This window comes from Anaerosporobacter sp. (assembly GCF_965301125.1).
Map to the genome: position 1 here is coordinate 1 of NZ_CBDLAM010000123.1, position 12,252 is coordinate 12,252.

Annotated in this window: 11 protein-coding genes; 2 read left to right on the forward strand and 9 right to left on the reverse strand. The window is 36.0% G+C overall.

The window, feature by feature from the left end; genetic code table 11:
- Together ACW2QF_RS13205 and ACW2QF_RS13210 are read left to right on the forward strand one after the other, a co-directional pair.
- On the forward strand, positions 1-937 hold a 937-nt coding region (locus ACW2QF_RS13205; protein ID WP_455716474.1), incomplete at its 5' end, for a MerR family transcriptional regulator.
- A gap of 15 nt (positions 938-952) precedes the next feature.
- Entirely contained in the window at positions 953-1,717 is a 765-nt protein-coding gene (locus ACW2QF_RS13210) for a DUF3788 family protein (RefSeq protein ID WP_455716475.1), read from the forward strand.
- 199 nt (positions 1,718-1,916) lie between these two features.
- Here ACW2QF_RS13210 and ACW2QF_RS13215 read toward each other — a convergent pair whose 3' ends face one another.
- The 9 genes from ACW2QF_RS13215 to ACW2QF_RS13255 form a co-directional block, all read right to left on the reverse strand.
- Positions 1,917-3,521: a recombinase family protein gene (locus ACW2QF_RS13215; RefSeq protein ID WP_455716476.1), complete on the reverse strand. Its 1,605-nt coding sequence runs from the start codon at positions 3,519-3,521 to the stop codon at positions 1,917-1,919.
- A gap of 35 nt (positions 3,522-3,556) precedes the next feature.
- Entirely contained in the window at positions 3,557-3,727 is a 171-nt protein-coding gene (locus tag ACW2QF_RS13220; RefSeq protein WP_455716477.1) for a hypothetical protein, read from the reverse strand.
- A 138-nt stretch (positions 3,728-3,865) separates the two neighbouring features.
- Positions 3,866-4,060, reverse strand: a complete 195-nt coding sequence (locus ACW2QF_RS13225) for a hypothetical protein (RefSeq protein WP_455716478.1) — start codon at positions 4,058-4,060, stop codon at positions 3,866-3,868.
- Positions 4,061-4,639: 579 nt separating this feature from the next.
- Positions 4,640-6,337, reverse strand: coding sequence for an aryl-sulfate sulfotransferase (locus ACW2QF_RS13230; protein ID WP_455716479.1), 1,698 nt, complete (start codon positions 6,335-6,337; stop codon positions 4,640-4,642).
- Positions 6,338-6,501: 164 nt separating this feature from the next.
- Positions 6,502-7,455, reverse strand: coding sequence for an ABC transporter permease (locus ACW2QF_RS13235; protein WP_455716480.1), 954 nt, complete (start codon positions 7,453-7,455; stop codon positions 6,502-6,504).
- A 1-nt stretch (position 7,456) separates the two neighbouring features.
- Positions 7,457-8,545, reverse strand: a complete 1,089-nt coding sequence (locus ACW2QF_RS13240) for an ABC transporter permease (RefSeq protein ID WP_455716481.1) — start codon at positions 8,543-8,545, stop codon at positions 7,457-7,459.
- Positions 8,532-10,040: an ABC transporter ATP-binding protein gene (locus ACW2QF_RS13245; protein ID WP_455716484.1), complete on the reverse strand. Its 1,509-nt coding sequence runs from the start codon at positions 10,038-10,040 to the stop codon at positions 8,532-8,534. Before ACW2QF_RS13245 ends, ACW2QF_RS13240 begins: the two co-directional genes overlap by 14 nt.
- An 80-nt stretch (positions 10,041-10,120) precedes the next feature.
- Positions 10,121-10,966: a YjjW family glycine radical enzyme activase gene (locus ACW2QF_RS13250; RefSeq protein ID WP_455716482.1), complete on the reverse strand. Its 846-nt coding sequence runs from the start codon at positions 10,964-10,966 to the stop codon at positions 10,121-10,123.
- Between the two features lie 34 nt (positions 10,967-11,000).
- A partial coding sequence (locus ACW2QF_RS13255) for a YjjI family glycine radical enzyme (protein ID WP_455716483.1) occupies positions 11,001-12,252 on the reverse strand: 1,252 nt, incomplete at its 5' end.

A 12,252-nucleotide genomic window follows, 5' to 3' on the forward strand; every position in this document is an offset into this window, starting at 1 on the left:
CTTCGGTATATCAAGTAGGACACTAAGATATTATGAGGAAATGGGGCTTTTATGGAGCAGCCATCCTGATAACAGAACCCAACGTTATTATGATACTGCTGCTCTTGAACGGTTGAAGCAGATTATTATTTTACGCAAATTACAAATCCCGATTAAAGATATGGTGATTATATTCAAAAGTGAAAACACGGCAGCATTGATTCAAGCGTTTGTAAACAAACTTGAATCACTTGATACAGAAATTACAGCCTTATCCGAGCTAAGACATCTTGTTGATGATTTTCTTCATAAAATGCTAATGAGCGGTATTAAGAAAATATCAGCCATTACTTTGCTTTATGAAGAAACCGAAAAAAGGCTTGTAACAGCAGAAAAAAATGAGACGGTCACATTTGAAAAGTTATCAGAAATCAGCCGTGAAGCATTAAGGCTACATGATGTACGGATTATTCGATTACCACCCATGCGCATTCTTACTTCAAAATTCAAAACAGGACAATCACAAAATCTAGATGGGGATAAAATGCAGAACCTGTTTTTGAAATTTGGATTCACACCAAGTCCCGGATTGCATAATTGTTTTTACCGCAAAGAACCAAACGATGATTGGATTATGCTTATGAAAATACCAAGCGATTATGAAAATACTACAATATACGCAGATGAAAAATTTACAGGAGGATTATTCGCCATAACCAGTTCCTTCATGGAAGATATGGATGATACTTTTATTCTGTTGAAAGACTGGGTAAATAAGAGCGACCACTATGAGCTTGACGCTAATGAGGAAGGTTCATTACAACGCTACGAAATGATCGAGGAAATTCTTCCATGGGATATAGCGAATCAGTTTAACAGATACCAACAAGATATATTTATTCCGATACGATTAAAGAAGGAACAAAAAGAAAATGGCAGGCTGCCCTTAATGGGCTGATAGGAGGTTACAACCATGAGCAAAAAAACAGTACTGGAAAAGGTCAGCGAGGAAACCATGCGCTTTATGCGAGGAAAGTATGTTTTGGATGAAGTGGGCAACGGCAAAGATGAATTAAAATTCCGCAAGAGCGGGAAAACAGTGCTGACTATCCACATATACGAAGACCGTTATGATTTTCTCGTTATTTTCGGAAAAGCAGAACGTGAATTATTTGAGATGCGACGCGATGAATTTTCGCAGAAGATACAAGAAATTTACGATAACAGCAAAACATATCATGACGGCAAATGGATGCTTATTTCCGTTGCCGATTTACATACGCTTGAAGCTGTCAAGCAGCTTGTTTTGATTAAGAAAAAGCCTAACCGAAAACCATTTCCGAAAGAGCAAGCGGTCTATGCCAGTTGCGGACACCGTTGCGATTTGTGTGTGCATTATAACGGCGGAACAATCAGCGAAGAGTTCCGAGCGGAATTGAAAGAACGGCTGATACGTGTATACGCGGGGGGTGTAAGCGATGGGAGCTATTGGGGCGATGATATGAAGTTATGTAATGGCTGTCATACAGGTGGATTGGATAAAGACTTTAACTGCGATTCCTTGAAATGTGCGGCGGAAAATAACGTTGATAGGTGTCAGAATTGCCATAAAAATCCTTGTGATAAGGCACATCATTTATATCAAGGGCTAAAACCTAACATCCACACAAATACCATCGCTGCCGACGATGTTACATGGGTTATCTTGCCTTATGTGTATGAGCAATATGGAAATTAAGTCGAGGTTCTTTTATCAGCTCAGACTGGCTGAAACAAGAGGTAATTGATACATATGAATAACGCCGTACAGCGGTATCTCCGTTCCTGTACGGCGTTACTTTTAATCGTATGACTGGTATCTAATGGTTCTAATTCTTCAGTATTTACAGAGGCATCATTTAGAATCCATAGTTTCAAAACTCTTCTACATATATCTTCTACAAATATGCCTTCCACACACCTGGTAATACCTTATAATATATCTCATATCTATGTAAATCTACACGAACAATATGATCAACAAGTTCTCGACAAATGGTATCATCTAGTCTGACACCATAGATAAGTTCTTCTAGAAGTTTTCTAATTGCTTGCTCTCTTTCACCTAAATTATACTCGATACTTTTATCTCCGCTTATATCTCTATCCACTCTTCCATCAGAAGCATCTTCCCAATAATCTCTTCCCATCATCTGTGCATACCTTCTTGCTTCCTGATTACATTCTTCTCTTGCTGTTATAAATTCTTCTTCTGTTATATAGTTTTTTCTATAAGCAATTAACAAACGTTTTCTTTCCTCTTCCAGATCTATTATCTTATCTAAGAATTCATTACTACTTTCCTTCCTAGCCAAACACCGTTTTATCAAACCCATCATATGCTTTATGAATTCTTCCTTATCTATGGGCAGTTGTAAGGTTATATTCTTAATCAATCTCATAAGTTCTTCATTCTTAATACATGAATTGATGCATTCCTTACATAACTTTTTATTAATCCCCTCATGATAACTAGGTTCAATATCCCTTACTTCATTATTATTTTTTTCTTCCCCATGAAAACACCTCCACACCAGATACACACTTCCATCTTTACGAAGCCTTGCTCTAGCAATATAGCATCTTTTACAACCTCCACACATAATCTTTCCAGACAATGCATATCGATTGCTTTCTTTTTCCTTACTAGCTATCTTTCTCGCTCTATGATCTAACAGCGTTTGAACCTGATTGAATTCCTCTCTACTGATTATAGGGACATGGTGATTATGAATCACCACATAGTCCTCTTCCCCATAATTGTATCGTTTCTCATGTGTTAGATAGTCTGGTGTATAGGTCTTTTTCTGAATCAGATCGCCACAATACTTCTCATTACGTAGAATACGTAGAATTACGGAACTAGACCATTCTTTTGCTCTTAGAGGTAAATTTCCTTCTTCTCGTAATTCCTTAGCAATCACATAGGTCCCTTTTCCTTCTAATAAGAATTTATCATAGATTCTTCTGACTACCTTAGCTCCCTCTTCATTCCAATAGATTTTACCATTCTTTACATCGTATCCAAGCATGCTAGAACCAAATACTATCCCCTGTTCCATGCGTCGTTTCTGTCCCCATTTGACACGTTCAGAAGTACGTCTACTTTCTTCCTGGGCAATAGAAGACAGAATGGTCAGGCGTAACTCTGCATCGGAATCTAATGTATTGATATTATCATTAAGAAAGAACACACCTACACCATATTTCTTAAGTTCTCTGGTATAATAAATGCTGTCTAGGGTATTTCTTGCAAATCGTGAGATTTCCTTTGTTACAATCATCTGAAATCTACCTTCCCTTGCCTCTTCAATCATGCGGTTAAAAGCTTTTCTCTTTTTGGTACTTGTACCCGATAGCCCCTCGTCCGCATAGATTTCATAGAGTTCAAGGCCTTCTGTTCGACTTATATATTCACGAAAATATCTCTGCTGACTCTCAAAGGAATTGACTTGGTCTTCTCTGTCAGTGGAAACTCTGCAATACGCCGCAACATAAATCATATTTGCTCCTAACTAGATTCGTTTAATAAAATCGATTATTTCTTCAATTGTTCCAAACACCACTGGTACTCTTCCTTTGTAATCAAATCATTCTTCAATAGTGCTAATAGTAAGGCACTCTTATATACCTCGGTAAAATCATTATTTATCTTCTCGGTGTCTTTTTTTTCTTCATTAGTATCAATATTTTCTTTTTTCTCTTCCAAGTCTTACTCACTCCTTAATTCGTGTAAAAAAACACATACTTTAATATATGTAACTTTCTTTGTCCTGTATTCAGAAAGAGAGAAGAATAAAATAACCCCGACTCTACACCTTCATGTGTATTGTGGGGTCATCCTGTATTACTTTAATTTCAGATTCTCTAAACACTTCTCATATTGTGCTTTTGTAATCTTGTTCTGCTCTACCATAGAGAAGAGATTTGCCTTTTGATAACTAGATATAAATTTATGTTTGTGTAAAAGGTCATCTTTTGTAATACTGGGATAAGTCTTTATCAATGTATCATGTCTGGTTACATTCATACTTCTATGCATAGATCACGCTCCACATAAAAAGATTCTACTATATTGCATATATATGAATGCAACCCTATCAGTATGATAAAAACTTATTTTCTAATGTACTTATATCATTATATGATGAATATATTATATACGATTATCTATTTTTAATTCTTTAATTAATTACTGTCTTTATCAAAAGGCCTTAGTTAAAGTTATTGGTAGATAATCTAGAGTGTTTATTCATTCGCTAACTTACTTGTACTTGTGTATCAATAAAGTATACCCACAAAACTCTTAATAACCATGCTTTGCTTCTTAGCTTACGTACTATGACTAAGAAACAATAGCGAAACATCTTAGTACTTCTTAGTGTGTACAGCTTAGCTTAGGAAGGCGAGGCAAGGAAGCCGAGCCAGCCTGAGCTGAGGCAGGATGCCGAATCGAAGGCGGTTCCGCATCCATTGATGAAACTGGGTGTACACACTTAGAAGTACTTAGGTGTGTAGCGTGTTTTGTGTCATAGTACGTAAGCTAAGAAGCCATGAAATTGTAGATAGAATTTTGCAATACAATATTAGTAATACACAAGTACCCAATGAACTATATGAATTAATTAAACCAATACCCTTCCATCGTTTCTTTCATTACACGGTATGTTAGACTTTCGACCTTCATTTTGTATTTACTAATTAGTTTACCATTACTGTCATATTCCGAGAAGATTCCAGCTTTACCAGAACAGATGATTCGATTCCCCTCATATTCCTGCGCGTTACTTACAATGCTCGAATAAGGAACCTTAATTTTCTCTACTAGCTCATAGGTGCCTTTCTTCTCATCTACTAGATATTTATAATAATAAGAATTTTTTGCATCCTTATTTTGTGTACCAGCCCCTTTGATAAAAGACCAATTAAAGTTAGGATAGGATAGCCTCTGTGCATAATTATTGTTAAAGAAAGTCAAATAATACTGTCCATTCTTTAATGATTTATCTGTTACATAATTAACGGAATGTTGTCCAGCATGTGATGTGAAATTGCCTTTCTTATTAAGTACTAGACTACTATATTTCGTTCCCTTCCAGATTTCTGGATCAGAAATAATATAGGCAATCTTAGGCATTGTATAATAATTGTTTATTCGTATAATTGAACTCAATTCTCTAGAACTTAGAATTAGGTGTTTTCCGTTAATAACTTTTAACGAATTAAAAAGTACCCAATCCACTTCTTCTTGATCTGGTGAATCCTTGGATATTACTGCACCTTTTTCAATATCTGGCATTAAATCACCAAAATCAATTACCTCTTCTATATTTCCTGAGCTCAAATTCAGTGATAATATAATGTCCTGTTTTGTCTTACTCTTTTTCTTAGTGGCAAGAACTATCATTCTATCGTTCTCTTTGTCATAATCAAAGTCGTGATGTGTTGTATATCCTGTTGTCTTATAGATTGTCTCCGCTTGTCCTGCACAGTTAACCAAGGCATAACTACTATCTGTACAAGCATAGAACATCTTACCATCAATGATTTCTAGATTCACATCACCATAGGTCACATTAAGTGGCACTTCCGCACGAATAAATCCATCATTATCGTAGAATAACATGTGTTTAGGCTCTTTCTCATTCCTTCGATCATATCCATATATTACAAATAACCCATCACTTAATTTCTTACTGTCTTGTTTATTTGTAACCTTTAGCTGTTCTTCTTTAATTGTTCCATAGTCAGGCACATCAAAGCTAAATGTATTCTCACCAATGAACTCACTATCTTTATTATATAATCGGATTGTAACCGTATTCGTCATACCTTGCATAAGCCCGATGATTTGCCCTTCATGATGTTTCGTTGCATTGCCTTCATCATCTGTATATAAGGTTCTAGTAAAATCAGGTATGGACACATCATCTGCGGATACTGTGTATTCCACATTAGTTGCTTCTTTTGTTTCAAAATACACATACAAACCAGTTACATTCGTTCCATATGGATTCATAACAAACAAGGGCTCTTTGAATGAACACGCATAAGCTTCTTTCAATTCATCAAGCTTAGCTTGCACTGCGGATTGATATGCCTCATCATACACAGTCTTAACCTCATCCGTATTAAGCGACTTCATAACTTGCTTTTGTATCAGTTCAGAAGCTATATAGCTTTCATCTTTAATTGAAGATTTGGATTTTCCAAACCCACTTCCTATGGTAGCACATAAAACTAAAGCAATACCAAGTGCCGCAACACTAATAAGCAAAGCAATAAGCAATCCTTTACTTGATTTTTTCTTCTCATACATATCATTAATCCTCCTGCATCTATAGACAATGTACTTTATTAGTACTTAATTCGACACTCATTACTATTTTATACATATTTCATCTATCTGTCAAAAGAATCCTTTTATAAATACTAAAAAAGAGCTATTGTATTAGCACAATAGCTCTTTCATGTTAGCAACGATTATCTAGATTTTTCGTATGGTTTACCATTTGCAGCTGGTACTTGTGATTTACCAACAAATAGAATTAATACGATTATAGTTACTACGTAAGGTATCATTGATATTAAGTGAGGTGATATAACACTTCCTGAACCTACGAATACTTTAACACCATTACATAAACCGAATAAGATACATGCAAGCATTGCACCTTGAGGTTTGAACTTCCCAAAGATAACGGCTGCAATTGCGATAAAACCTTGACCGGTGATAACAGATGGACGGAACTGGGATACTGTTGCTAATGTAACAGAAGCACCTCCGAAACCTGCTAAGATACCAGATAGGATTACGCAGATATAACGGATACGAATTACATTGATACCAAGTGTATCCGCTGCTTTTGGATGCTCACCTACAGCACGAATACGAAGACCAAATTTCGTTTTGTAGAATATAAACCAAACTACAGCTACTAATATAAATGCCAAGTATGCAGTTGCATACGTATTGAATACATTGTCAAGGAAGCCTCCTTTACGGAATATGCCTTCTGACCCCTTAAATAATCCACTAAGGAAACGTGGCATCTTGTGCGCTAAATCAACACTGTGTGTTTCTGTTGAATTATATAATACACGACAAAGAAAGATTGCAAAACCAGGTGCCAAGAAGTTAATGGCAGTACCAGAGATTGTCTGGTCAGCTTTACAGGTAATTGTTGCAAATGCATGAAGTAAACCAAATATACCACCAGCTAAACCTGCGATTAAAAATCCTAACCAAGGATTGCTTGTGAATAAGGTTCCTACAACACCAGCAAAAGCACCAATAGTCATCATACCTTCTATACCGATATTAACAACACCGCTTCGTTCTGAGAATACAGAACCAAGTGCTGCAAATAATAGTGGTGGAGTGTACATAAGTGTAGTATTTAAGATCAGTCCAAGATTCTTGATTAATTCATCCATATTACTTTGTACCTCCCTTTCTACTAAATCTTGTTTTAATTGTCTTTATTATACTTGAAATCGCAATGAAGAAGATAATGGAACCCATGATGATATCAATAACTTCTGTAGGTGCACCAAGAAGATTCATGTTCTTTCCACCATATTTCATAGCTCCATAGAACAGACCTGCAAACAATACCCCAACAGGGTGGGTTGCACCAATCATGGCAACTGTAATACCTTCAAAACCATATCCTTCTTGTCCAGCAAACTCACTGACACTATAGTTGTAACCAAGTACTTGAGTAGCACCAGCTAAACCTGCAAGGGCACCAGAGATAGCAATTGCTGTTACGATAGCCGTTTTAACGTTAATACCTGCATATTCCGCTGCATTTCTATTAAAACCAACGGCACGTAAACGATATCCAAGCGTTGTTTTATTAATAATTAAGTAGATAATAATTACTGCTACGATTGCAATAATAATACCCCAGTTCACTTTCTGACCTAAAGAAGCTTTCAAGCTATTCACAGATAACTTAGCGGTATCTGCTACTTTCTTACTAACTTGTTTACCTGAATCATTGAATAGCTTACTCTTAACAATATAGTTAGAGAAATAATAAGCAATCCAGTTAAACATAATCATACAAAGAACTTCGTTAGCACCAATTTTAGCCTTTAAGTAACCAACTAAAGCTCCCCAAATAGCACCTGCTAACGCTGCTGCAATTAAGCATAATGGAATATGGATAATTGCTGGTGCATCAACTAAAACCCCTACCATCATAGCACCTAATGATCCCATTACAAACTGTCCTTCTGCACCGATGTTGAAGATACCTGTACGGAATGAGAATGCAACTGATAAACCAGTTAATATTAACGGTGTGGCATATACAACTGATTGAGCAATGTTTTTTGGAGTACCAAAGACGCTCTCAATCAATAATCCATAAGCTTTGAATGGACTTACTTTAACAGCTAAAAGCATAATCGCACCGATTGCAAAACCAACTAATATTGATATTATGGTATATAGTGCTTTACTGTCTTTTGCTATCTTTTGCTTTCTAACTGCAGGTTTTGAATTATTTTGATCCATTCGTGTCACCTCCCGCCATTAATAGACCTAATGTATTCTCGTCAGCTTCTTTGCCTGGAACACTACCTACAATCTGACCATCAAAGATTACTTCAATACGATCAGATAAACTCATGATTTCATCTAATTCGAATGAAACTAATAATACAGCTTTATTCTTGTTTCTTTGCTCAACAATATAACGATGTACGTATTCTATCGCACCAACATCAAGCCCTCTTGTTGGGTTAACTGCAATCAATAAGTCCTTATCGTTGGTTACTTCTCTAGCGATAATAACCTTTTGTTGGTTACCACCAGATAAGTTTCCTGCTGGACGTTCAGCAGAGTCAGCTGGTCGTACATCAAATTTTTCAACTAATTCTTTCGCATGCTCATCAATAGCATCTTTTTTCATGAATCCACTTTTTGAGAATTCTGGCCCAGCATAATTTTGAAGTACCATATTCTCTGCAACGGTAAATTCAAGTACTAGACCGTGTTTTTGTCTATCTTCTGGAATACTAGAAATACCCTTTAAGAAACATTCTCTCGGTGTTTTGTTGAATGTATTTTCTCCTAATAAAGTAACTCGTCCACTATCAGCTCTTCTTAGACCTGTAAGAATTTCTACTAATTCAGACTGACCATTACCATCGATACCTGCGATACCAACAATTTCACCACGTTTTACATTGATACTAAGGCCTTTTAAGATTTCTACACCACGGTAATCTTTTGCACGTAAGTCTTCTACATTAAGCACAACTTCACCCGGTGTAATATCCTTCTTATCAACTTTAAATTCTACATTTCTACCTACCATCATGGATGCAAGTTCATTCTCGTTGACTTCGTTTACATTTACCGTATTAATATATTTACCTTGACGGATAATTGTACAATAGTCAGCTGATTCCTTGATTTCTTTTAATTTATGCGTAATTAAGATAATGGATTTACCTTCCTTCGTAAGGTTATGCATAATCTCAACTAATTCAAGAATTTCTTGTGGAGTTAAAGAAGCTGTAGGCTCATCTAGGATTAAGATATCTGCTCCACGGTAAAGAACCTTAAGTATTTCCGCTCTTTGTTGCATACCAACAGAGATATCTTCAATCTTAGCATCTGGATCTACTTTTAGACCATATTTTTCTGAAATTTCAATTACTTTCTTTCTAGCCTCTTTGATATTTACTACACCAGCGCCTTTGACTGGTTCCATACCAAGAATGATATTCTCAGTTACAGTAAATGGAGGTATTAACATAAAGTGTTGATGTACCATACCAATTCCAAGTTCAATTGCTTTGTTAGGTCCATCAATGCTAACTTTTTCTCCATTAACAAAGATTTCTCCAGATGTAGGTGCATAAAGGCCGTATAAAATGTTCATAAGTGTACTCTTACCAGCACCATTTTCACCTAAAATTGCGTGAATTTCTCCTTTGTGAACCGTTAGATTCACACCATCATTAGCCTTAAAATTACCAAACATCTTAACAATATTCTTCATCTCGATAGTCTTAGTATTTAAGTCTACGTTTGATTTTTTTTGCAAGCAAAAACGCCCCTTTCTTCCACATAATTATATTTCTAAATGATAACTATATCCTTCATTCCATTTGTGTAAGCTATCTCACATAACTGATTCATATATTCATCAGTAGGTGTGTCATAGGATCGATATTCTTCTCTTACACCAATCGGTCTAAACTTAATTAGCTTGTAGCGAATACTTTCTTGTTTTCCAAGCTCTTTTAATACTCTACTAGTCTCTTCAACCGTATGGCCTACATCAAATAACTCTGGTACTGCTACTGTGCGAACTTCAAACAGCTTGTCACACTCAGCTAAATAGCGTAAATTTGATAACACCATCTCATTATCCATACCTGTTATTTTCACATGTTCGCTTCTGTCAAATGCTTTCACATCTAACATTACAGCATCAACCACATCCATCAACTCTGAATCTTTAGAAAAATCATAAGTACCATTACTATCTAACATTGTAGATAATCCTTCGTTCTTTGCTAGTGTTAGCAAATCAACAAGGAAGTCTCTCCACAATGTACATTCGCCACCTGATATGGTTATTCCGCGAATATAGGGCATGTTCTTCTTAATCTCAGCAAATACTTCCCCTGCTGTCATTCTTGAAGTCTTCGGCGAACTTCCATGCGGGCAATGATGAAAGCATTCATCACAATTCACACATTTTTCTCTATCATATACAATCTTCCCGTCAACTAGTGATAACGCATCTGTTTTACAATACCTTAGACATGCACCACATTGATTACAAGTTCCGATTGTCTCAGGGTTATGGCAATATCTACAATTAAAATTGCAGCCTTGTAGGAAGACAACAGTACGATTCCCTGGTCCATCTACCGAGCTAAAACGTATTATTTTATTTACGATTGCTGTACTCTCCATCCTATTGTACCCCAAAACTAATAATTTCACACTTTTAGCGAACTTTACGTTCTAAAATATGGGAGTTTTTTGATGCTCCAAGTCCAAGGGCTGTTGTATCCTGTAGAACATTCTCGCCCTTCTTTAACTTCTCCATCTCCGACTTTTTAACAAGATAACCTGTTACACGAATAACATCGCTATCTTTTTCGTATACGGAGATATAGCGAACTTTGTTATCAAAAGCTCCCTTTATAATATCAAGTAGATAATCCATATTCTTATGAACGGTGGTATCAATAGGGAAGATATCACCTACACCAGAAGGAAAATATTTGTGAAACTTCGCACAGTGTGCTAGGTGTTCAATTAATTCTTCTGGCTCTTCACCAATTGGTATTCTACATCCTGGGCTGGAATTCACATCTGTATCAATTCCCACTTGGGCATGTAATAGAAAATGCCCATCAGCACCATAACAATAAGGACTAACATGGTTATTGTTGAACTCATCTATAATATCCATAATACTTATACCAAGATTATCAGCGAATTCAGAATGTCCGTATCTACCCTGAATTCCTTCTTTTTCAAGAAGTGTATTCACACATTCAGCCATACCAACCATACCATACATCGCTGTAAAATTTTCTTTTGAGATAAAACCCTCTTTTGCTAAGAAGTTACTCTCAAAGAAACCACTTTCTTCTACTATAAAACGGATTCTCTCATCCATATAAGCAGCCATGATTTCTAATGTTTCAGGCAAAACTTCATTTTTAAAATGCTCGATATTGTTTGCCTTTTTAGCTAGATTTCCTAACAACACGCGGCATAATGTATAAGAGCCACCACCTAATTTCAAACCGTTATAGCAACTAGCAATTACATAGTCTTGTGTTAATTCTCCCATGAACATCTTATGGTTTGCAAAACTTGGTTTTGCAGTTTTTAGTGCGGTATTAATAGCTAATAACGCAAAATCATCCGGCGTGATGTCTTTATCGTATTTTAAAGTTAAGTTAGGGACAGCATTTTCTAGTTCCGCTTCTACTTCTAAGATTAATCTACCAGCTTTTGTAGCTCTTGGACCAATATTGGCATGACAGAACGAATCAAGGATTGTTCTATCAATATGAGTTAAGAATAAACGAATTGCTTTCTTTGCTTCTGCTTCATCAACAACGAAAGGTTCCAGTAATTCATCAATGTTTCCCACATATACAGGAAAGTTTGTAACACTAGGTACATGCTTATAAAAGATTAATAATGAGTTTACTGCCTCCCAAATATCTGTTGGAGGATCT

Bases quoted from the DNA above. Each gene is read 5' to 3' on its own strand.
- ACW2QF_RS13215 (WP_455716476.1), bottom strand. From the start codon at position 3,521: ATGATTTATGTTGCGGCGTATTGCAGAGTTTCCACTGACAGAGAAGAC.
- ACW2QF_RS13235 (WP_455716480.1), bottom strand. From the start codon at position 7,455: ATGGATGAATTAATCAAGAATCTTGGACTGATCTTAAATACTACACTT.
- ACW2QF_RS13230 (WP_455716479.1), bottom strand. From the start codon at position 6,337: ATGTATGAGAAGAAAAAATCAAGTAAAGGATTGCTTATTGCTTTGCTT.
- ACW2QF_RS13250 (WP_455716482.1), bottom strand. From the start codon at position 10,966: ATGGAGAGTACAGCAATCGTAAATAAAATAATACGTTTTAGCTCGGTA.
- ACW2QF_RS13245 (WP_455716484.1), bottom strand. From the start codon at position 10,040: ATGAAGAATATTGTTAAGATGTTTGGTAATTTTAAGGCTAATGATGGT.
- ACW2QF_RS13240 (WP_455716481.1), bottom strand. From the start codon at position 8,545: ATGGATCAAAATAATTCAAAACCTGCAGTTAGAAAGCAAAAGATAGCA.
- ACW2QF_RS13225 (WP_455716478.1), bottom strand. From the start codon at position 4,060: ATGCATAGAAGTATGAATGTAACCAGACATGATACATTGATAAAGACT.
- ACW2QF_RS13210 (WP_455716475.1), top strand. From the start codon at position 953: ATGAGCAAAAAAACAGTACTGGAAAAGGTCAGCGAGGAAACCATGCGC.